Raw genomic sequence first — 21,055 nt, forward strand, 5'->3', positions numbered from 1 at the left:
TTAAAAACCGGGTAAAATAATCGAAAATGAAAGATATTGGTGAGGAGAAGGACAGGCTGATCAAGAATCAATGGGAATTTTTCAAAATACACATCATAATGTGATCCTGTAAGCATTTAGTCCTTTGGTGACATTGCTAGGCTAGCTTGAAGCGTCTCAAAGGCTATCTTGCCATTATAGATTAGATAATGCGTGCCAGCGCGCACGACACCAAACCCACATGCCTTGGCAGCCTTGATTAGAGCCGTCTCTGACGTCTTGGTTTCAATGGTAATAGCTTTACGTTTGGCGATGCCACCCTCGGCTTTCAACGCTTTGGCTTCAACCAGCTTCCGCAGATATTCATGTTCGGAAAGAGGAATGAAGCAGGCGGTGTAGGGGCTATCGATCATTTTTGTACGGCGGCTCATCGGCTGGCCTCCTGATGCAGGAAGCTTTCCAAATCGGATACATAGTAGAAGCGTCGTCCGCCTAGCTTATGGCTTTTGGGGCCAAGCCCCTTGCTCTTCCAATCAGCCAAGGTTTTCGAGCTAAAACCCAAAAACGCAGCAGCGTCTTCGCGGGTAAGCCTTCCCTGTATGCCTGCAAGTGCTTGGGACAGAGATATTCTCATGTTACTTTGATTCACGGCGTACAATCCCATAAAGTTAAAAAGAGGGATGTCGCTTAAATTGAAACGACCGAGGGCGTCAAACGAGGTTAATACGAATTACTGTCTTTTTTATTCGTATAATTTAGTAGTTCCAAATTAGATTTCGTTTCAAATAGCGAATTTGACTCCAGAGACTTAAAAAAGATAATGCAATGTTGCAATCTGGAGGTGTTAATGTCGCTCAAATTCTCTAAACTTACTCGACCTGCAATTCGCTCGTTGCAGCCAGGAGGCAAACTCCATGAGCATGGGATTCATGTGGAACGGCTGGCTAACGGCGATGCACGTTACAAAATCAACATAATGGTAGACGGCCAGCGAATTCACCGGGTCATCGGGCGAGAGAGTGATGGCGTCACGCGCGAACAAGCCGAACGTGCCATCGAGACGCTGAGGACCAAGGCGAGAGAGGAAAGGCTGGACCTTCCCAAGGGTAGGAAGATTGCAATGTCCTTCGCCGCAGCGGCAGACGACTATCTTGTTCGACTGGAAGAATCGGGTGGCAAAAACATCCGGGCGAAGCGGCAACATCTGGCAATGCACCTCAAGCCCTATTTCGGTCGGGACCGGCTGGATAAAATCACAACATTTGACGTTGATCGATACAGGAAGGAGCGCGGAGAGGCGGGGGCTTCGGAGGCCACGATCAACCGCGAATTCGCTACCCTTTCTCATATGCTCAAATCGGCTGTTTCTTGGAAGTGGATCAGCGCGGACCGTGTACCTGAAATGAAGAAGGCCACCGAAGACCTAAAGCCGATCACGATTCTTTCAGAGGCGGAATCAGATGCATTGATGGCGGCGGCTATGATGGATGAAGATGACCGGCTCTGGTTGTTTGTGGCTTTTGGGCTAGGCGCAGCCATGCGTCATCGTGAGATTCTGAAAGTTCGTTATGACCAGATAGATTTTGAACATCGCCGCATATTCATTCCTCAAGCTAAAGCGGGGCAGAGGGAGCAACCCGTTACGCCAAGTCTGGCAGCGGCACTTCGTCGTCAGCGCAAGGCCGATGGTGATTCGTCTGGTTGGATTTTTCCTGCCGCTAACGGTGACGCATCAAAGGTAGGCTATCGGACCAATATGGGGCGTCAGTTTGCTCGCGCTGTGGCAAGGGCTAAGCTGGATACCTCGAAAATCACGCCGCATACAATGAGGCATACGGCAATAACGCGGTTGGTTCAGGCTGGCGTCGATCTACCGACGATACAAAGGATCAGCGGACACAAGACCTTAGCAATGGTGCTGCGCTATACCCATATCTACAGCCAACATATCGATGAGGCTATTACCGCCATCGACCGCCCAGTTCCTGTCGGCGTTACACCAAAATTACACACAAATATCAGGGGTCACGGGCAAGCTAATGCGGCTTAGAAAAAACCATTTTAAATCAATAGCTTGATGGAGGCCCGAGCCGGAATCGAACCGGCGTATACGGATTTGCAGTCCGCTGCGTCACCACTCCGCCATCGGGCCTCGGCATGGGTGGCCGCAAATGTGCGGCTTTTGATGCAAAGTCAAGCAGCGCTGTTATATTGGGGCGCAAGATTCTGGCGCCAGGGCGCGCAAAGCCGCTTGGCGTGGCTTGTCCGCTGATTTAGAGGTCCGATTATATCTTTGCTGTATTGCTTTCCTAATACAGCTTTTCTAAAAGCTATCCCAGTCGAGGAATTGTCGTGACCGAGCAGAATTTTTCATCGATGCGGACCGCCATGGTCGAAAGCCAGCTTCGCACCAGCGATGTGGATGATCAGCGCGTGATCGCGGCGATGGCGCATGTGGCGCGCGAGGAATTCGTGCCGGCCGAGCGGCGGGCGATGGCCTATGTCGACCGGCCGGTCCCGCTGGCGAACGGGCGTGCGCTCAATCCGCCGCTGGTGACGGGCCGCCTGCTCAAGGAAGCGCAGATCCTCAAGGGCGACAAGGTGCTGCTGATCGGCGCGGCGACCGGGTACAGCGCGGCGCTGCTCGCGGCGCTGGGCGCGCAGGTCACCGCCGTCGAGGAAGAGGGCGGGCCGCAGATCGCGGTCGACGGCATCACCCTTGTCCGCGGCCCCCTGAATGCCGGTTCCGCGGCCGGCGCGCCTTATGACGTGCTGTTTGTCGACGGCGCGGTGGAGGAAGTGCCCGCCGCGCTCGTTCAGCAGCTTGCCGATGGCGCGCGGGTGGTGACGGGTATCGTCGAGCGCGGCGTCACCCGTCTGTGCAGCGGCCGGGTGGTGTCGGGCGTGCTGGGTCTTTCCCGCCTCGCCGACATCGAAATGGTTGTGCTTCCGGGCTTCGCCGCGCCGGAAAGATTTGTGTTCTGAAAGGGCCTGTTGGGGGGGACATGACGGCAAAAGTTCAGCTTCCGGGGCGCGCCGCCCTCATCCTGTTGCTGTCGATGTCCTCCACGCTGGCGGGCGCGGCCCATGCGGAGACGTTGCAGGGGGCGTTGGCCAAGGCCTACCGGTCCAACCCGACGTTGACGGGCGCGCGTGCCGGGCAGCGGGCGACCGACGAGAATGTGCCGCTGCAGAAGGCGGCGGGTCGGCCCTCTTTGGGAGCGACCGGAACCTATACGGAGAGCATTCTCAAGCCGACGATCAGCTTCACCTCGCCGCAGCGGACGGTGGATGCGAACGCGCAATTGACCGTGCCGGTCTATTCCGGCGGCGCCGTGCGCAACGGCGTGAAGGCGGCGAAGACCCGCGTTGCCGCGGGCCAGGCCGATCTGCGCGGGACCGAGGCGAGCGTCTTCTCGCAGGTGGTGGCCGCCTATATGGACGTGATCCGCGACAGTGCGGTGGTCGCGCTCAACCAGGCCAATGTGAAGGCGCTGGAGGTCAATCTCCAGGCGACCAGCGACCGCTTCGAAGTGGGTGACGTGACCCGGACGGATGTCGCGCAGTCCGAGTCGCGGCTGGCGCTCGCCCGCTCCAATCTCCAGACGGCGGAAGCGAATCTGATCGCCAGCCGGGAAAATTACATCGCGCTGGTGGGTGAGGCGCCGGGCGATCTTCAGCCGCCGCCCGAACTGCCCGGACTGCCCGCGACGCCCGACGCCGCGGTGCAGGTCGCGCTGAAGGACAATCCGGACATCCTGGCCGCGGCCAAGAGCCGGGAAGCGACGGCCTATGATGTGAGGGCGGCGAAGGCGGCGGTGTCGCCCACGCTCTCCGCCTTCACCCAGGCGGGCTACACCAATTATCTCGACTCGCTCAACGCCGTGAACAGCGCCAACGGATCGCAGATCAACAAGCAGGCGTCCGCGGGCGTGCAGATCAGCGTTCCGCTCTACCAGGGCGGGCGTCCGGCCGCGCAGGTGCGGCAGCGGCAGGCGCTCGAATCGCAGGCCATGGAGCAGGAGATCGAGGTCGAGCGCGGCGTCATCGCGCAGACGCGATCCGCCTATGCGAGCTGGCAGGCCTCGCTGGAGAGCATCCAGTCGAACCAGAAGGCGGTGGACGCGGCGAACCTGTCGCTGGAAGGGGTGAGGGCGGAGAATTCCGTGGGCAGCCGCACCATCCTGGACATCTTGAATGCCGAGCAGGAGGCGGTGAACGCCAAGGTCCAACTGGTGACGGCGCGGCGCAATGCCTATGTCGCCGGCTTCAGCCTGCTGGCGGCCATGGGCCATGCAGAGGCCGACGACCTGAACCTTGAAACCGGCGCCCTCTATGATCCGATGGTCAATTATGAGCGGGTGAAGGGCAAGTGGTTCGATTGGGATTTCGACCCCGCACCGAAGGTCCAATCGACGCGGACCGTTGACTCCCCGGCGCAAAACGCCAATGTGGACCCCGGTTTGGCGCAGCCTTAACGCAATTTTAACCCCGAAGGCGTTCCTTTGGTGCTATGGCGTTAACGGGGACTGGAACAGGGATTGACCATGGGCGACATGAGCAAGGAACCCTCGATGGAGGACATCCTGTCGTCCATCAAGCGGATCATCGCTGAAGAGGGCGAGGAAGCGGTGCAGACCCTGCCGCGCCGCGTGCGCGGCGAGGCCGCGCAGAAGGTCAGGCCCGTGCCGGTCGTGGAGGCGATGTCCGACCCTGCCAGCGACGAAGTGCTGGAACTGACCGACGAGGTTGCTGTGGAGGAACCCATGCCCGCCCACCGAACGTCCCGCACGCCCCGGCCCGTTGCCGAACAGGAGGATGCGTCCATCCTGTCCGTCGAGAGCGAAGTGGCGGCGCGGCATTCGCTGTCCGCCTTGTCCTCCATGCTCGTGACGCCCAGGGAAGGCGAGGACAATACGCTGGACGGGCTGGTGCGTTCGATGCTGAAGCCGATGCTGAAGGAATGGCTGGACGCGCGGTTGCCGCAGATGGTCGAGGATATGGTGGCCAAGGAAATCGCCCGCATCACCGGCCGTTGAGCTGGCAGCGTGCGCTGATTCGCCTATTTGCGGCGAACGGTTGCCGGTCCTGGGCGCGTTGCGTGCCTTACGCATCATGATCCGGCGATCTTTGTTCTTTTGTTACGCTCCGGTGGTTGATCCTTGCGCCATGGCGGGACGCTGCCTACACCCTTGTCCATAGCTGTCGACGCCGCCCGCACGAGAGCGGCGCGATCCGATCCAAGGGTGTTCATCCATGAAATATCTTCTGCAGGCGGGACTTGGCGCTCTGGCCCTGGCCCAATCGGCGTTGGCCGTCGCGCCGGCCTCTGCCCGGCCATTCACGCCCAGCGACATGGTCGGCCTCCGCCGCGTGTCGGCGCCGGCGGTTTCGCCGGACGGGCAATGGCTGGCCTATCAGTTGCGCGTGACCGATCTTGCGGGGAACAGGGGGCGGACCGACCTGTACCTGCTGGACCTGAGTCAGGCGGGCGCGGCGCCCCGCATGATCGCCTCCGTCGCGGATAAGAATGAAAGCGCGCCTGCCTTTTCGGCGGACGGGAAATCGCTCTATTATCTCTCCAACCAGAGCGGCGACGACCAGCTTTGGCGAGTTGCCCTGACCGGCGGCAAAAGCGAGCAGGTGACGCAGGCGCCCGGCGGGATTTCCGGTTTCCTGCTGAGTCCGGCGGGCGATCGGGTCGCGCTGTGGGCGGACCGGCCCGTAGGCGCGAAGACATTGGACGATGTGAAGGCGGCCCCGCCGCCCGGCGCGGGCACGGGCCGGGTCTATGACCAACTGTTCGTACGCCATTGGGACATATGGGCGGACGGCCAGCGTTCCCGGATATTCGTGATGCCGCTTGGCGGCGGCAGGGCGGTGTCGGTCATGGGGGCGCTGGTCGGGGACAGCCCGTCCAAGCCCTTTGGCGGCGCAGAGGAGATTGCGTGGAGCGCGGACGGCAAGACCCTGTTCTTCGCGCTGCGTGAGGCCGGGCGGATCGAATCCCTTTCGACCAATCTCGACATTTTCGCGGTTCCCGCCGACGGCAGCGCGGCGCCGGTCAACCTGACGGATGGCAATGATGCGATGGACAGCATGCCCGCCGTCTCTCCGGACGGGAAATGGCTGGCCTATGCAGCGATGAAGCGGCCCGGTTATGAGAGCGACCGGCAGGTGCTGATGCTGCGCAACATCGCGACCGGGGAGACGAGGGCGCTGACCGAGGCGTGGGACCGGTCGGTCGCGTCGATCGTCTGGACGGCGGACGGGAAGGGCCTTCTGGTCACGGCGGACGATGTGCTGGATCATCCGGTGTTCCGGGTGGACGCTGCGTCGGGCAGGGTCGCGCGGCTGACCCGGACCGGGCATGTGGGCAGCGTCCTGCCCTTGCCCAAAGGCGGCTTCGTCTATTCGCTCGACAGCATCCAGGCGCCCGCCGATTTCTGGAAGATGCCCGGCAAGGGCAGGGCCGTGCGGCTGACCAGCGTGAATGCGGACAATCTGGCCGGGATCGACGACGTGTCGGTGCAGCGCTTCAGCTTCAGGGGCGCCGATGGCGACACCGTCTGGGGCCAGATCGTGAAGCCGAAGGAGGGGGCGGGCAAGCTGCCGGTGGCTCTGCTGGTCCATGGCGGGCCGCAGGGCAGTTTCAACGATAGCTGGTCCTATCGCTGGAATCCCAAGGCGTTCGCCGCCCATGGCTATGCGGCGGTGATCGTCGATTTCCACGGCTCGACCGGCTATGGGCAGGCCTTTACCGACAGCATCAACAGGGATTGGGGCGGGAAGCCGCTGGAGGACCTGAAGCTGGGTCTGGCCGCCGCCGCGGCCAAGGATGCGCAGGTCGATGCGGGCAATGGCTGCGCGCTCGGCGCCAGCTATGGCGGCTATATGATGAACTGGATCGCAGGCAACTGGCCCGACGGGTTCAAATGCCTGGTTCAGCATGACGGCGTGTTCGACGCCCGCGCCATGGCCTATGAGACGGAGGAGCTGTGGTTCGACGAATGGGAACATGGCGGACCCTATTATGAAAATCCGCAGGAGTTCGAGAAATGGAACCCCGTCAACCATGTGACCCGGTGGAAGACGCCGATGCTGGTGGTGACGGGGGAGAAGGACTTCCGCATTCCCTATACGCAGGGACTGGCGGCCTTCACCGCGTTGCAGCGGCGCGGCGTGCCATCGAAGCTGCTGGTGTTTCCGGACGAGAATCACTGGGTGCTGAAGCCGCGCAACTCGCTGCAATGGTATGATGAGGCGCTGGGCTGGCTGGACCGGTGGACGAAGAAATAAGGTCCCCCCCGAGGCGGCGGAAAGTTGACGCCGCCGCCGCCTTGCGTAAAGGCCAGCCTATGACCGAACTGCCCAAGACCTTCGACCCCGCCGAAATCGAATCCCGCTGGTACGCCCATTGGGAGGAGAAGGGGCTTTTCCGCCCGGAACGGCCCGACGCAGAGCCTTTCACCATCGTCAACCCGCCGCCGAACGTGACGGGCAGCCTGCATATCGGCCATGCGCTCGACAACACGTTGCAGGACATCGCGATCCGCTACGAACGGTTGCGCGGCAAGGATGCGCTGTGGGTGGTGGGCACCGACCATGCCGGCATCGCGACGCAGATGGTGGTCGAGCGGCAGATGGAGGCGCGGCAGGACAAGCGCACCAACTACACGCGCGAGCAGTTCATCGAGAAGGTGTGGGAGTGGAAGGCGGAGAGCGGCGGCGCGATCACGCGCCAGCTTCGCCGCCTGGGATGCTCCATGGACTGGGCGAATGAGCGCTTCACCATGGATGAGGGTTTTTCCAAGGCCGTCATCAAGGTGTTCGTGGAACTGCACCGCCGTGGGCTGCTCTATCGCGACAAGAGGCTGGTGAACTGGGACCCGCGCTTCCGCTCGGCCATTTCCGATCTGGAGGTCGAGACGCAGGAGGTGAAGGGCGGCTTCTGGCATTTCCGCTATCCGCTGGCCGATGGCGTTCGCCTTGCCAATGGCGCGGACCATATCGTCGTGGCGACCACGCGGCCGGAAACGATGCTGGCCGACATGGCGGTCGCCGTTCATCCCGAAGACCCGCGCTACAGGGATGTGATCGGCAAGGACATCCTCCAGCCGATCACTGGCCGCCGCTTCAAGATCGTCGCTGACGAGCATGCCGATCCGGAACTGGGATCGGGTGCGGTCAAGATCACGCCCGGACATGATTTCAACGATTTCGAAGTGGGCAAGCGGGCGGGTTTCAGGCCGGCCGAAATGCTCAACATGTTCGATGCCGACGCCAATGTCGTCCAGACCGCCGACGGGCTGATCCCGGAACGGTTCCTGGGCCTGCACCGCTTCCGCAACGACGGCGTGGACGGGGCGCGGGAACTGGTGGTGGCGGAGATGAAGGCGCTTGGCCTGCTGGTTCCGCATGTCACCAGGAACAAGGAGGGTGAGGAGGTCGTCACCGACGCCGAGCCACGCACCATCCAGACGCCCTTTGGCGACCGGTCCGGCGTCGTGATCGAGCCCTGGCTGACCGACCAATGGTATGTCGATGCGCAGAAGCTCGCCGTCGCGCCGATGCAGGCGGTGCGCGACGGGCGGATCGAGATCGTGCCGAAGACCTGGGAAAAGACCTTCTTCAACTGGATGGAGAATATCCAGCCCTGGTGCGTGTCGCGCCAGCTCTGGTGGGGGCATCGGATTCCCGCCTGGTATGACGAGGACGGCAATCCCTATGTCGCGGAAAGCGAAGAGGAAGCGCAGGCTCTTGCCGGCAATAAAAGGCTGACCCGCGACCCCGATGTGCTGGACACCTGGTTCTCCTCCGCGCTTTGGCCCTTCGGCACGCTGGGCTGGCCGGAAGAGACAGAGACGCTCAAGCGCCACTATCCCAACGACCTGCTGATCTCCGGCTTCGACATCCTGTTCTTCTGGGATGCGCGCATGGCGATGATGGGGATGGAGTTCATGGGTCCGGAGCGGAGCGATCCGCGAGAGAAGGTGCCGTGGCGCAAGCTCTACCTCCACGGACTGGTGCGCGCCGCGGACGGGCAGAAAATGTCCAAGTCCAAGGGCAATGTGGTCGACCCGCTGGGTTTGATCGACCGGTTCGGCGCGGATGCGCTGCGCTTCTTCATGGCGGCGATGGAAAGCCAGGGCCGCGACGTGAAGATGGATGAGAAGCGCGTCGAGGGCTATCGCAACTTCGCGACCAAGCTGTGGAACGCGGCCCGTTTCCTGCAATCGAACGGCGTCACGGCCTCGACCAGCCATGAGGCGCCCCATGCGGAGGCGCCGGTCAATCGCTGGATCGTCGCGGAAACGGTGGCGACCGTGCAGGCGATCGACACCGCCATGGCCGAACTGCGCTTCGATGCTGCGGCCAACGCCATCTACCACTTCATATGGGACCAGTTTTGCGACTGGTATATCGAGCTGACCAAAGGCTCCATGGATGAAGAAACAAGGGCGGTGGCCGGCTGGGCGTTCGACCAGATATTGGTGATGCTGCATCCCTTCATGCCCTTCATTACCGAAGAGTTATGGAATCTGACCGGAACGCGGGAAGGCGAACTGATCGTCGCGCGCTGGCCGCAGGCGCTCTATGCCGTCGACGGCGAGGCGCAGGCGGAGATCGACTGGCTGATCCGCCTGATCGGCGCGATGCGGACGGCGCGCACCGAACTCAACGTGCCGCCGGGCGCGAAGCTGGGCGTCGTCGTGCATGATGCGTCGGAGGAAAACCGCCGCCGCATCGACCGCCAGGGGGCCGCATTGGCGCGCCTGGGCCGGGTGGAAAGCCTGTCCTTCGGCGACAGCGTTACGGGCGGCGCGGCGCAGATCGTGGTGGACGAGGCGACATTCATCCTGCCGCTGGAGGGCGTGATCGACATCGCCGCCGAAAAGGCGCGGCTCGCCAAGGCGCTGGCGGCGGCGGAGAAGGAACGGGATTCGCTGTCCGGGCGTCTTTCCAATCCCAGCTTCGTCGAGAAGGCCAAGCCCGAGGCCGTCGCCAAGGCGCGGGAGGACCATGGCGAAAAGGCGGCCGAAGCGGAAAGATTGAAGGCGGCGCTGGAACGGCTCGCCTGACCGGCCGGCGCATCGGGCAGGGTGCGCCGGCAAAAGGACCGGAAGGGGCGCGCCGAAAGGATACGGCGTCCCTACGGTCCCCATCCGCAAGGGGGCAGGAGGGATCATGGTTGCAGGGGAACATCGGGCCATGGACCTGACGCAGGGACCTATCGCATCGGCGCTGCTGCTGTTCGCCGTCCCGACATTGGCGTCCAACATCCTCCAGTCGCTGAATGGATCGATCAACGCCATCTGGGTCGGCCGTTTCCTGGGCGCGCAGGCGCTGGCGGCGACCGCCAACGCCAACATCACCATGTTCCTGATGTTCTCCATCGTCTTCGGCTTCGGCATGGCGTCGACGGTGATGATCGCGCAGGCGGTGGGACGGGGCGATCTGGACGCGGCGCGCCGCGCCTTCGGTTCTGCCGTCGGCTTCTGCACCCTGCTGGGCCTGGTCGTCGCGACCGCCGGATGGATCGGCGCGCCCGCTTTGCTGCGGCTGCTGGCGACCCCGGCGGAGGCGTTCGACCTGGCGCTCGTCTATTTGCGGGTGATCTTCGTTGCCATGCCCGCCTCCCTGCTGAGCGTCATGATGATGATGGGCCTGCGCGGCACGGGGGATGCGCGAACGCCGCTGATCTTCATGTTCGTGAGCGTGGGCGTCGACCTGGTGCTCAATCCGGTGCTGATCCTGGGACTGGGGCCGATCCCGGCCATGGGCATAGGCGGGTCGGCCGCGGCAACGGCGGCGGCGGGCGTGGTCAGCCTGATCGGCCTTGTCCTCTACACCTATGCGAAGGATCTGCCGTTGCGCCTGCGCGGGCGGGAACTGGCTTATCTCCGCCCCGCGCCGGACCAGATGCGCGTCCTGTTCGGCAAGGGGCTGCCGATGGGATTGCAGATGATCGTCATGTCCGCGTCCGGGCTGGTGATGATCGGCCTCGTCAACCGGGAGGGTTTTCTGGTCACCGCGGCTTATGGCGCGGCGCAGCAGATCTGGACCTATCTCCAGATGCCGGCCATGGCGATGGGCGCGGCGGTCAGCGCCATGGCGGCGCAGAATATCGGCGCCGGGCGATGGGACCGGATCAGCCGGATCACCGGCTATGGCATGGGTTATCTGCTGCTGATCACCGGCACGATGGTGGCGGTGATCCTGCTGTTCCACGCGCCGCTGCTGGCCTTGTTCCTGGGACGGAACGAGGCCGCCATCGCCGCCGCCTGGCACATGCAGCTTCTGGCGAGCTGGAGCTTCGTGCTGTTCGGCGGCACGATGATCCTGTTCGGCGTGATGCGGGCCAATGGCGTGGTGGTGCGGCCGCTGCTGATCCTGATCTTCACCCTCTTCGCGGTGCGGCTGGGCTTCTACCATCTGGGCTATCCGCATCTGGGGGCGGACGCGCTGTGGCTGAGCTTTCCCGTCGGTTCGGCGTCGTCCTTCCTGCTGGCGGGGCTGGTTTACCTGCAGGGCGGCTGGCGCAAGGCGAAGCTGCTCGTCCCCGTGGACGAGGAGGAGTGCCGCGAAAGCATCAATGCGGAGAGCGAGCCCGCCGGACGGATCGTCCCGGCGGGATAATCGCTTACCGGCCCTGGCTGCGCCAGCGCGTGATGGTGCGGTCGAGGATGTCCGCTTCGCCGCCGGACTGGCGCCAGAGTTCCGTGAAGCTCGGATCGCCCGAGGCGGGACGCCGCTCCTCCTCCAGATTGTCGAGCGCGACGCGGATCGGCACGGCCACGCCTTCGCCGCAGATGATCGCCTCCCGGTTGCGCAGGGCGGGGATGGAATCGAGGAAGCCGCGTGCGCCTTCGGGCATGGCGGCCTTCACGAAGGCCTGGTCGCGGTCGTTGTTGAGGCGCATCGAGATGATCGTGCCGCATTGCGACAGCACGCCTTCGGCCAGATCGGACGGGCGTTGGGTGATGAGGCCCAACGACACGCCATATTTGCGGCCTTCCTTGGCGATCCGTTCCAGGATGCGGCGGACGGCCTGACCGCCGCCGGTCGTGCTGCTGGGGATGTAGCGATGCGCTTCCTCGCAGACGAGCAGGATCGGGCGCTGCGGCTCGTCCCGCGCCCAGAGGGCATAGTCGAACACCAGCCGCGACAGCACCGACACCACGACGGACGTGATGTCGGACGGCATGGACGACACGTCGATGATCGAGATCGGCTTGCCGCCGGAAGGCAGGCGGAAAATCTTGGCGAGGAATTCCTGCATCGAATCCGCGACCAGCATGCCGGAGAACATGAAGCTGTAGCGGGGATCGCTCTTGATCTCGTCGATCTTGGTCTTGAGCCGCATATAGGGCAGCGATCCGGTGCCCTTGTCCAGCTTCCCCATCTCGTTCTGGAGGATGTTGGTGAGGTCGGACAGCAGATAGGGGACGGGCGAATCGACGGTCAGCCGGCCGATGCTCTCCGCCAACCGGTTCTTGGACCGCGCGGCCAGCAGGCATTTGGCGAGGATGTCGCAGTCCACCGTCCGCTCCGACCCTTCGGAGGTGACGAACACCTCGCAATGCTCCTCGAAATTCATCAGCCAATAGGGGAGGGCGAGGTTGTTGACGTCATAGACGGCGCCATTCTGCTGGAAGGCGGCGCCATATTCGCCATGGGGATCGATCATCACGATATGCCCCTGCGGCGACAGGTCGCAGATGCGGTGCAGGATGAGAGCGGCGCTGGTCGACTTGCCGGTGCCGGTCGAACCCAGCAGCGCGAAATGCTTGCCCAGCATCGAATCGACATAAAGCGCGGCGCGGGTGTCGGACGTGGGATAGACGGTGCCGATCTGCACATGGGGGCGGTCGTCGGCCGAATAGATCTGCTGCATGTCCGCGCTCGATACCGGATAGACCTCCGTCCCCGGTGTCGGGTAACGGGTCACGCCCCGGCGGAAGCGGTAGATGCGCCCCGTCAGCTTTTCCTCATCGCCTTCGCCCAGAAAGTCGATGTCGACGACGATGCTGTTGCTGTCCTGCCGGTCCATGGTCATGGCGCGGACGCTGGCGATCAGCCAGACTTGGCCGACGCGCATCTTCACCTGGCTGCCGACCTGCCCCGCCATGGCAAGCGAAGGATCGGGATCATGCGACAGCGCGGCAATGCGCGAGGCGTCGATGATCAATTGCGAACTGGACCCGGAAATCTGGAAAACCATTCCCATGGCATCGACCGGAGCCTGAAAGACATGCGGCTGCGCGCCGGCGAAATGGTCTGCACCGTGCATCTGGGTCATGAACCTGTTTTCCTTCGACCGGACGGGATTCCGGCACGTCGGATCGATTTAACCGGCGACTGGTAAAGAATCTGCTTATCGCTCACCCATGTTAATGGTGCGGCCACGCCCGGCGCCGCGATGGTCAGAGGAAATGCGTGTCAGGCTTGGCTGTTGAAACATTGGCCGAAAATCGGGAAAATCCTGTGTCGCGGGTGCTGACGACGGATGCGGCGCGGCGCTCCGACGCGATCTCCATCGCGCGGGTGATCTGCATTCTGGGCGTGGTCTATGTCCATGCGTGGACGGGCCTGAACGGCCATGATCTGGAAAGCCTGAGGGGCACGTCGCAGGACAGTTTGCGCTGGGGCCTGATGGAGGTTTTCGGGCGCAGCGCCGTGCCGTTGCTGGGCCTGATTTCCGGCTGGCTGGTCGAGGGGTCGTCGCGGACCCACGACTGGTTGCACCATGTCGGGCGGAAGGCGCGGACGATCCTGTTGCCGATGATCCTGTGGAATGCGCTGGCGATCCTGTTCGTTTCGGGTGCGGCCTGGATGCTGGGCCTGTCCGCGCCCGTGCCCTCGTCCACCGGCTGGATGTTCGAGGAGCTATTCATCGTCAGCCGCAATCCGGACATCAACGTGCAGATGCCGTTCCTGCGCGACCTATTCCTGTGCATGCTCGCCGCGCCCCTGTTCGTCCGCCTGCCGGGCTGGGCGCTGGGGGCGGTCGCCGCGATGGCGGCTCTGTGCCAGATCATGGGCTGGGGGCCGCCGGTGCTGATGCGCGCGTCGATCCTGTTCTTCTTCATCATGGGCATCGTCGCCCGGCGCGAGGGGTTGGCCGATCGGGTGGCGGCGCTGCCCTGGATGGTCGCGGCGCCGCCCTTTGCGCTGTTGATGACCGCGCAGCTCTATATTTCCCTGCATCCGGGCGCCTTGCCGCCGGGCATCGGCACGGCGGTGCTTGACATGGCGGTGCGGGTCGCGGCGGCGTTGTTCTTCTGGCGGCTGGCCTGGTCGTTGGCGGCCAGCGCGGCGCGGGGCATGTTGTTGCGGATCGAGCCTTTCGCCTTCTTCCTCTTCTGCTCCCACCTCATCCTGATCTGGCTGGGCGGCCCGGTGCTGGGGGTCGTGTTCGGCAAGCTGGGCTCACCCTTCTATCCCGCCTATCTGCTGGTGCAGCCGCTGCTGGTGCTGGTCGCCGTGGTGCTGCTGGGATCGCTGCTCAGCCGCGCCGCGCCGGGGCTTGCGAAGCTATTGAGCGGGGGCCGCCTGATGGCTGTCTGACGATATTCGGCCGGCCACCGCCTGGCCTGCCGCCATGGCGATTTCCAGACTGCGCTTGCGCGCCTCGAAATCGTGGATCTGGCCGCCGATGATGATCTCGTCCACCTGCGTGCGGCGGATGAAGGCGGCCAGGTCGCGCTCGACATCGGCCCGGGTGCCGATGCTCGACGCGCTCAGCACATCGGCCAGCATCGCCTGCGCCTGCGGCGGCAGGCTTTCATAATAGCCCGGCACAGGCGGTTGCAGCTTGCCCGGTTGCCCGGTGCGCAGCCGGACGAAGGCCTGCTGCATGGAGGTGGCGATGAGCCGCGCCTCCTCCGCCGTGTCGGCGGCGAAGACATTGTAGCCCGCCATCACATAGGGATATTCGAGCTGCGCCGACGGACGGAAATCACGGCGGTAGATGGCGATGGCCTCATCCAGCGCGCCCGGCGCGAAATGGGAGGCGAAGGCATAGGGAAGGCCCAGTGCGGCGGCCAGTTGCGCGCCATAGAGGCTGGAGCCGAGAATCCAGAGCGGCACGTCCTCGCCCGCGCCGGGGGTCGCCTGAAAGCCGAGGCGGCTGTCGCCCGCGAAATAGGCCTGCAACTCCATCACGTCGCGAGGGAATTCGTCCGGGCCGCCCGTCAGTGTCCGCCGCATCGCCTGCGCCACGCGCTGGTCGGAGCCGGGAGCGCGGCCGAGACCCAGGTCGACGCGGCCGGGAAAGAGCGCCGCGAGCGTGCCGAACTGCTCCGCGATCAGCAGCGGCGCATGATTGGGCAACATGATGCCGCCCGCGCCGATGCGGATGCGGCTGGTGGCCTGCCCGATATGCGCCAGGACCACGGCGGTCGCCGCCGAGGCGATCCCCGGCATGCCATGATGTTCCGCCACCCAATAGCGGTGGAAGCCAAGGCTTTCGGCATGGGCGGCAAAGGCGGCGGCGCGGCCAAGCGCCTCACTGGCGCTACTGCCTTCGTTGACGGGGACAAGGTCCAGAACGGAGAAACGGGTCATGACCCGCATATGGGGGGATGACCGGTTTTATTTCAATACTAATTCGGAGGGATGGGAAGCGGACGTCTTCGGAGAGATTTGCGTGCTCCTGCCTGCGCGGGAGCGCGGCACGCTTTATGCCCACAAATCCCTGGCGCGCATTTAACTGGCGGCGCGGCCGAATCCCTGGACCGGATTGTCGACGCGGCGGCCGAAGCCCTGCGGCCTGCGGGCGACCAGCGGATTGGCGTCGCGGTCGAGCAGGGCCATCGTCTCGGTGAAGCAGGGGCGCAGCGCGACCACGTCCTCGATCAGTTCGTCCGGGCCTTCGCGGCTTTCGACGCAGCGGCGGGCGACCATCTCGATCTTCTCGGCCATGCCGCTCAGCCGATAGGCGCCGAACTGGGCCGACTCGCCCTTCAGCGTGTGGGCCGGGGTGACCAGCGCAGCGGCGTTGCGGGCGCGGAAGGCTTCCTCGATCGCGCTGATCGCCTTTGCGCCGTCCTCGCGGAAATAGCCCAGAATCCGGAGGAAGGCAGTGCCCAGCTCCGAACGGGACTTGGCAAAATCGGTCCAGTTGACCAGTTCGGCCTCTTGATATGACACCCTGACACTCCCTGTTCTGCCGGGGGAATATAGAAGAGGAGCGTAAATAGGGGGTTAAGTTGCGGCGCGAGGGGAGAAGGCGCCATGTCACCCCATCGTCATGCTGAACTTGGTTCAGCATCCATTTCTCCTCCAGGTCCAGTTCAAGAGGCACGATGGATGCTGAACCAAGTTCAGCATGACGGTGGGAGGAGGATCGTTAGAGCGATCGAGCGAGAGCAAAGAGATGCGGCCTCTCGGCAATGAAGGTCCAACCCTGCTGCCGGGCCAAGGCTTCCAGTTCCACTGGCGCAATCGGATCATCCGCCTCGATCGTCACTGCATCGGCGGACCGCATCGCCCGCGCCACGCGCAGCGCGGGCCAGGGGCATTTCATGCCCCTGGCGTCGATGTGAACCGCTTCACTTGCTGGCATAGGGGTTTTTGGCGCTGCGCAGCGTCAACCGCACCGGCACCGCGCCGAAGCCCAATTCCTTGCGGATGCCGTTCACCAGATAGCGGCGATAGCTTTCCGGCAGCTCGTCCAGCCGCGTGCCGAACAGCACGAAGGTCGGCGGGCGGGTCTTGTTCTGGGTGATGTAGCGCAGCTTGATCCGCTTGCCGCCGGGGGCGGGAGGCGGATTGGCCTCCAGCGCGCGTTCGAACCAGCGGTTGAGGATGCCGGTCGACACGCGCTGCGACCAGGCGGTGCGGGTTTCGAAGGCGACGCGGATCAGGTCGTCCAGCCCCTTGCCGGTGGCGGCCGAGACGGTCATGATCGGCACGCCGCGTATCTGCGCGAGACCGTCGGACAGCGCCTGCTTGATGCCCTGATAGAGCGCCGAGCCGTTTTCCACCGTGTCCCATTTGTTGAGCGCGACGACGAGGGCGCGGCCTTCCTCGATCACCTTGTCCGCGATGCGCAGGTCCTGCGCCTCCAGCCCGCGGGTGGAATCTAGCAGCAGCACGACGACTTCGGCAAAGTTCACAGCGTTCAGGCCGTCCGAAACCGCCAGCTTTTCCAGCTTGTCCTGCACCTTCGCGCGCTTGCGCATGCCTGCCGTGTCGATCAGGCGGACGGGGCGTTCTTCGCCGTCAGGGCTGGTCCAGCTCCAGTCGACGGCGATGGAGTCGCGGGTGATGCCCGCTTCGGGGCCGGTCAGCAGGCGGTTTTCGCCCAGCAGCCGGTTGATGAGGGTCGACTTGCCCGCATTGGGGCGGCCGACGATGGCGAGCTTCAGCGGCGCGGATTCGAGGTCGGCCTCTTCGGGTTCGGCCTCCTCTTCCTCCTCCTCACGGTCGATATAGGGGAGCAGCGCCTGGAATAGGTCGGCCAGCCCCTGGCCATGTTCGGCGGAGAAGGGAACCGGGTCGCCCAGGCCCAGGCTGAACGCCTCCATCACGCCGTCGTCGCCTGCCCTGCCCTCGGCCTTGTTGGCCATCAGCACGACGGGGGCGTCGCCTTCGCGCAGCCAGCGGGCGATTTCCTCGTCCAGCGGGGTGATGCCCGCGCGAGCGTCCACGACGAACAGCGCGACATCGGCATTTTCCACCGCCGCCTGCGTCTGCATGCGCATGCGGCCGGGCAGGGTCTGCGGGTCTTCATCCTCATAACCGGCGGTGTCGATGATGGTGAAATCGACGCCCAGCAGGTTCGCCTGCCCCTCCCGCCGGTCGCGGGTCACGCCGGGCTGGTCGTCGACCAGCGCCAGCTTCTTGCCGACGAGCCGGTTGAAAAGGGTGGACTTGCCCACATTGGGGCGTCCGACAATCGCAACGGTGGGCAGCATGAGAGGCCCGTATCCTTTAAAAAATGGGTGCTCCTGCGAAGGCAGGAGCCCAGTTCCACCGCTTGGACTGGGCTCCTGCCTTCGCAGGAGCACGTTTACCTGAAATCGCCGGTGGCGTCAGCGGAATGCCGTCAGCTTTCCGTCATCGGCCAGGATATAAAGCGTGTTGTTCGCGACGATCGGCGACAGCGACATCGACCGGTCGAGATCGATTTCCGCCTGGATCTTGCCGGTCGTCGGATCGACATAGTTGAGGTCGCCATGGGTCGACACCAGCACCAGCCGCCCGCCAGCCAGCACCGGGCCGGTCCAGCGGATCGCCTTGTCCTTCTTCTTTTCCTTCTGCCAGCGGCGGAGCTGGCTGATCCAGCGGATCTTGCCCGTGGCGCGGGCGACGCACAGCAGCTTGGCGTCGCTGGTGACGGCGAACACCCATTCGCCCACGACCGAAGGGGTGGAAATGCCGGCGATGTTGATTTCCCACAGACGCTGGCCGCTCACCAGTTCATAGCTCGCCATGCGGCCGCCCTGGCCAATCGCGAACACCCGGCCGCGATCGATGACCGGATCGGCGTCGATGTCGGTCAGCGACGCCACGGCGGTCGAGATGCTGGTGCGCGAGAGCGCGTCGCCCCACAGCGTCCGGCCATTTTCATAGCGATAGGCGGTCAGCTCGCCCGAACTGTAGCCCGCGATCACCGTGCCCTGCGCGGCGGCGGGGGCGGCCACGCCGAAAATGCCGGTGACTTGCAGCGTGCCGCTGTCGGTCCACTGCACTTCGCCGTCGCTCTGGTTGAGGGCGAAAATCTGATTGTCCTGCCCCATCACATAGACATGGCCATTGGCGAGCGTCGGCGCGCCGCGCAGCGGGCCGCCGGGGCGCTTCTTCCACAGGATCGCGCCGCTGTTCGCATCCATCGCGGCGACATCGCCCACGCCGGTGCTGGCATAGAGCTTGCCGTCGATCACGCTCACGCCGCCGCCGAACAGGGCCCGGCCGCTGCCTTCGGCGGGCAGGGGCGTCTGCCACAGCTTCGCACCGCTGTTGGCGTCGAAGGCGATGACCCGCGCATCGGCGTCGATGACATAAAGCTTGCCGCCGACCACCACCGGAGCGGAGGCGAGGCGGGCCTGCGGCGTGCTGCCCGAAATGGAGGCGGTCCACGCCTGAGAGGGGGACGCGCCCAGCGCCAGATTGCCCATCGTCTTGGCGGGGCTGCCGCCCGGCTGCGACCATTGGTCGTTCACATAGGGTTCGGGCAGGGTCACGGGCACGTCGGCGAGCGTCGGGTCGACCTCCACCCCCTGTTCATTGCTGAGGATCGAGGTGCGCTTGCCGACCACCGGGGTCTTGGGGCCGCCCTTCTTGCCGCCCACGATGCCGCAACCCGCCAGCAGGGCGATCATCATGGCCACGGTCAGGGCGCGGCCGGCGCCCGAAAATTTCGTCATGCTGTGCATTCCCATGCGCCCAATCATTCCTGTCCCGCCGCGACCGGCGTTTCGACTGCATCCACACCCAATAAGCCTGCCATCTGTCGCGCGCGTGAACGGATCGACTGGGGCACGTTCCTGTCCTTCGCCATGGCGGCGAACAGCGGCCCCGCAAGATCGGGCTTGCGCATCTTCATATAGGCGATGGCGACCAGTTCCCCGGCGCTGCCGAACCAGGGCGCGCCCTCGACGGCCAGGGGTTTCAGCCGGTCGACCACCTGCTGCGGAGCGAGGCTTTCATATTCCAGCGTGGTCTGGCGGATCAGCGCCAGGTCGCGATAGGGGCGGTCGAGCGAACCGTCATCCGCCATCGCCTTATAGGCGGCGATGGCGGCCTTGCTGTCGCCCTTGCGCGCGGCGGTGCCGGCCTTCACCAGCAGGGCGGAGGCGCGGAAGCCGGGCTGGCTCGCCTGGGTCAGCTTGTCCAGTTCCTTCGCATCGGGGGTGCCGCCGCCGACCGCCGTGGCGATCACCTTGTCCATTTCTTCCGACACGGCCTGCGACTGCGTCTTCGTATAATGCTGCCAATAGAGCCAGCCGGCGAAGGCCGCGAGGCCGATGACCACCGCCGCCACGATCCAGCGGCCGAAGCGCTGCCAGAAGGTCAGCAACTGGTCCTGCCGGACGGCTTCGTCGACCTCACGCATGAAGGCTTCGCTGTTTTGCGGCGTCAGGGCCACTTGGGTCTCCAGAAATTCGTCAGTTACGGCACGCGGAAGGCGCGATCATTAGCGGGGCTCTTGGCTCACGCAAATCACTTTTTGGGCCGATAGACCTGATCTTCGGTCGGAAAGTGCCGGTTCCGGACATCTTGCGCATAGCGGGCGGCGGCATTGCCGATGGTTTCCGCGATATTTTCATAACGCTTCACGAAACGGGGCACGCGCTCGAACATGCCCAGCATGTCCTCCGCCACCAGCACCTGCCCGTCGCAATGGGCCGAAGCGCCGATGCCGATCACCGGCACGTCGACGCTGTCGGTGACGGTGACGGCGATGTCCTCCATCACCCCCTCCAACACCATGCCGAAGGCGCCCGCCTGCGCGACGGCGCGGGCGTCGGAGATGATCTTCGCATGTTCCTCCTGGCTCTTGCCGCGCGCGCCATAGCCGCCCAGCGCGTTCACCGCCTGCGGCGTCAGGCCGATATGGGCCATCACCGGAATGCCGCGCTGGCTCAAGAAGCCGATGGTTTCGGCCATGGCGACGCCGCCCTCCAGCTTCACGCCCGCGCAGCCGGTTTCGGCCATGACGCGGCTGGCGCTGGCGAAGGCCTGTTGGGGAGAGGCTTCGTAACTGCCGAAGGGCATGTCGACGAGGACGACGCTGTGATAGCTGCCGCGCACCACGGCGGCGCCATGGGCGATCATCATGTCGAGCGTGACCGGCAGGGTGGAGGGGAGGCCGTAGATCACCTGGCCCAGCGAATCGCCGACCAGCAGCATGTCGCAATGCGGATCGAGCAGTTGCGCCTGCCGCGCGGTATAGGCGGTCAGCATCACCAGCGGCTGTTCCGTCTTCCCCTCGAACTTGCGGCGCTGGATGGCGGGCACCGTCAGGCGCTTCATCGGCGCGGGGGTGGGGTTGGCGCGGCTGGTCGACGTGTCGAGCGTGAAGGTCGTGGACATGGGATGCGCTCTACCGCAGCGGGGCGCGGGG

Annotated in this window: 18 protein-coding genes and 1 tRNA gene; 8 read left to right on the forward strand and 11 right to left on the reverse strand. The window is 64.3% G+C overall.

What is annotated here, in order from left to right:
- Positions 1 to 116: 116 nt before the first annotated feature.
- Positions 117 to 410 (reverse strand): hypothetical protein, encoded by a 294-nt coding sequence (locus LDB29_RS01310; protein ID WP_257555759.1) that lies wholly within the window; start codon positions 408 to 410, stop codon positions 117 to 119.
- Positions 407 to 643, reverse strand: coding sequence for a helix-turn-helix transcriptional regulator (locus LDB29_RS29360; RefSeq protein WP_373886289.1), 237 nt, complete (start codon positions 641 to 643; stop codon positions 407 to 409). The genes LDB29_RS01310 and LDB29_RS29360 overlap by 4 nt, the downstream gene beginning before the upstream one ends.
- A gap of 183 nt (positions 644 to 826) precedes the next feature.
- Between LDB29_RS29360 and LDB29_RS01315 the strand changes: the two genes are divergently transcribed.
- Entirely contained in the window at positions 827 to 2,029 is a 1,203-nt protein-coding gene (locus LDB29_RS01315; RefSeq protein ID WP_257555760.1) for a site-specific integrase, read from the forward strand.
- A 28-nt stretch (positions 2,030 to 2,057) separates the two neighbouring features.
- On the opposite strand, the gene LDB29_RS01320 is transcribed toward LDB29_RS01315, so the two are convergent.
- Positions 2,058 to 2,131, reverse strand: a tRNA-Cys gene (locus LDB29_RS01320).
- Positions 2,132 to 2,331: 200 nt separating this feature from the next.
- Here LDB29_RS01320 and LDB29_RS01325 point away from each other — a divergent pair.
- The 6 genes from LDB29_RS01325 to LDB29_RS01350 all read left to right on the forward strand — a co-directional run bounded on the left by LDB29_RS01325 (position 2,332) and on the right by LDB29_RS01350 (position 11,619).
- A complete protein-coding gene (locus tag LDB29_RS01325; RefSeq protein WP_044661744.1) occupies positions 2,332 to 2,964 on the forward strand; it encodes a protein-L-isoaspartate O-methyltransferase in 633 nt (210 codons plus the stop codon).
- Between the two features lie 20 nt (positions 2,965 to 2,984).
- The gene (locus tag LDB29_RS01330) at positions 2,985 to 4,457 is read left to right on the forward strand and encodes a TolC family outer membrane protein (RefSeq protein ID WP_025549899.1); all 1,473 of its coding nucleotides are present in this window, start codon (positions 2,985 to 2,987) and stop codon (positions 4,455 to 4,457) included.
- 69 nt (positions 4,458 to 4,526) lie between these two features.
- A complete protein-coding gene (locus LDB29_RS01335; protein ID WP_025549900.1) occupies positions 4,527 to 5,018 on the forward strand; it encodes a DUF2497 domain-containing protein in 492 nt (163 codons plus the stop codon).
- A 217-nt stretch (positions 5,019 to 5,235) separates the two neighbouring features.
- Complete coding sequence (locus tag LDB29_RS01340) at positions 5,236 to 7,278, forward strand: S9 family peptidase (RefSeq protein ID WP_257555761.1); 2,043 nt, start codon at positions 5,236 to 5,238, stop codon at positions 7,276 to 7,278.
- Between the two features lie 59 nt (positions 7,279 to 7,337).
- Positions 7,338 to 10,061: a valine--tRNA ligase gene (locus LDB29_RS01345; protein WP_099186351.1), complete on the forward strand. Its 2,724-nt coding sequence runs from the start codon at positions 7,338 to 7,340 to the stop codon at positions 10,059 to 10,061.
- Between the two features lie 106 nt (positions 10,062 to 10,167).
- On the forward strand, positions 10,168 to 11,619 hold the full coding sequence (locus LDB29_RS01350) for an MATE family efflux transporter (RefSeq protein ID WP_099186350.1): 1,452 nt from the start codon (positions 10,168 to 10,170) through the stop codon (positions 11,617 to 11,619).
- Between the two features lie 4 nt (positions 11,620 to 11,623).
- On the opposite strand, the gene LDB29_RS01355 is transcribed toward LDB29_RS01350, so the two are convergent.
- Positions 11,624 to 13,282: an ATP-binding protein gene (locus LDB29_RS01355; protein ID WP_099186349.1), complete on the reverse strand. Its 1,659-nt coding sequence runs from the start codon at positions 13,280 to 13,282 to the stop codon at positions 11,624 to 11,626.
- A 146-nt stretch (positions 13,283 to 13,428) separates the two neighbouring features.
- On the opposite strand from LDB29_RS01355, the gene LDB29_RS01360 reads away from it, so the two are divergent.
- Entirely contained in the window at positions 13,429 to 14,550 is a 1,122-nt protein-coding gene (locus LDB29_RS01360) for an acyltransferase (protein WP_257555767.1), read from the forward strand.
- Here the strand turns inward: LDB29_RS01360 and LDB29_RS01365 are convergent.
- The 7 genes from LDB29_RS01365 to panB form a co-directional block, all read right to left on the reverse strand.
- A complete protein-coding gene (locus LDB29_RS01365) occupies positions 14,518 to 15,549 on the reverse strand; it encodes an LLM class flavin-dependent oxidoreductase (protein WP_025549904.1) in 1,032 nt (343 codons plus the stop codon). The two genes, LDB29_RS01360 and LDB29_RS01365, sit on opposite strands and share 33 nt — an antisense overlap.
- 141 nt (positions 15,550 to 15,690) lie before the next feature.
- Positions 15,691 to 16,134 (reverse strand): Hpt domain-containing protein, encoded by a 444-nt coding sequence (locus LDB29_RS01370; protein WP_025549905.1) that lies wholly within the window; start codon positions 16,132 to 16,134, stop codon positions 15,691 to 15,693.
- Positions 16,135 to 16,333: 199 nt separating this feature from the next.
- Positions 16,334 to 16,549, reverse strand: coding sequence for a sulfurtransferase TusA family protein (locus tag LDB29_RS01375; RefSeq protein ID WP_025549906.1), 216 nt, complete (start codon positions 16,547 to 16,549; stop codon positions 16,334 to 16,336).
- On the reverse strand, positions 16,536 to 17,903 hold the full coding sequence (gene der, locus LDB29_RS01380; RefSeq protein ID WP_099186348.1) for a ribosome biogenesis GTPase Der: 1,368 nt from the start codon (positions 17,901 to 17,903) through the stop codon (positions 16,536 to 16,538). The genes LDB29_RS01375 and der overlap by 14 nt, the downstream gene beginning before the upstream one ends.
- Before the next feature lie 117 nt (positions 17,904 to 18,020).
- On the reverse strand, positions 18,021 to 19,364 hold the full coding sequence (locus LDB29_RS01385) for a PQQ-binding-like beta-propeller repeat protein (protein ID WP_371873079.1): 1,344 nt from the start codon (positions 19,362 to 19,364) through the stop codon (positions 18,021 to 18,023).
- 14 nt (positions 19,365 to 19,378) lie between these two features.
- A complete protein-coding gene (locus LDB29_RS01390) occupies positions 19,379 to 20,077 on the reverse strand; it encodes a tetratricopeptide repeat protein (RefSeq protein ID WP_025549908.1) in 699 nt (232 codons plus the stop codon).
- A 74-nt stretch (positions 20,078 to 20,151) separates the two neighbouring features.
- Entirely contained in the window at positions 20,152 to 21,024 is an 873-nt protein-coding gene (gene panB, locus LDB29_RS01395; RefSeq protein WP_025549909.1) for a 3-methyl-2-oxobutanoate hydroxymethyltransferase, read from the reverse strand.
- Between the last annotated feature and the right edge of the window lie 31 nt (positions 21,025 to 21,055).

The organism is Sphingobium sp. CFD-2, assembly GCF_024611135.1.
Taxonomy (GTDB): Bacteria; Pseudomonadota; Alphaproteobacteria; order Sphingomonadales; family Sphingomonadaceae; genus Sphingobium; species Sphingobium fuliginis.

Coding starts and splice junctions, on each gene's coding strand:
- LDB29_RS01340 (WP_257555761.1), top strand. CDS start 5,236: ATGAAATATCTTCTGCAGGCGGGACTTGGCGCTCTGGCCCTGGCCCAA.
- LDB29_RS01330 (WP_025549899.1), top strand. CDS start 2,985: ATGACGGCAAAAGTTCAGCTTCCGGGGCGCGCCGCCCTCATCCTGTTG.
- LDB29_RS01315 (WP_257555760.1), top strand. CDS start 827: ATGTCGCTCAAATTCTCTAAACTTACTCGACCTGCAATTCGCTCGTTG.
- LDB29_RS01350 (WP_099186350.1), top strand. CDS start 10,168: ATGGTTGCAGGGGAACATCGGGCCATGGACCTGACGCAGGGACCTATC.
- LDB29_RS01375 (WP_025549906.1), bottom strand. CDS start 16,549: ATGCCAGCAAGTGAAGCGGTTCACATCGACGCCAGGGGCATGAAATGC.
- LDB29_RS01355 (WP_099186349.1), bottom strand. CDS start 13,282: ATGACCCAGATGCACGGTGCAGACCATTTCGCCGGCGCGCAGCCGCAT.
- panB (WP_025549909.1), bottom strand. CDS start 21,024: ATGTCCACGACCTTCACGCTCGACACGTCGACCAGCCGCGCCAACCCC.
- LDB29_RS29360 (WP_373886289.1), bottom strand. CDS start 643: ATGGGATTGTACGCCGTGAATCAAAGTAACATGAGAATATCTCTGTCC.
- LDB29_RS01345 (WP_099186351.1), top strand. CDS start 7,338: ATGACCGAACTGCCCAAGACCTTCGACCCCGCCGAAATCGAATCCCGC.
- LDB29_RS01385 (WP_371873079.1), bottom strand. CDS start 19,364: ATGCACAGCATGACGAAATTTTCGGGCGCCGGCCGCGCCCTGACCGTG.
- der (WP_099186348.1), bottom strand. CDS start 17,903: ATGCTGCCCACCGTTGCGATTGTCGGACGCCCCAATGTGGGCAAGTCC.
- LDB29_RS01335 (WP_025549900.1), top strand. CDS start 4,527: ATGGGCGACATGAGCAAGGAACCCTCGATGGAGGACATCCTGTCGTCC.
- LDB29_RS01365 (WP_025549904.1), bottom strand. CDS start 15,549: ATGACCCGTTTCTCCGTTCTGGACCTTGTCCCCGTCAACGAAGGCAGT.
- LDB29_RS01310 (WP_257555759.1), bottom strand. CDS start 410: ATGAGCCGCCGTACAAAAATGATCGATAGCCCCTACACCGCCTGCTTC.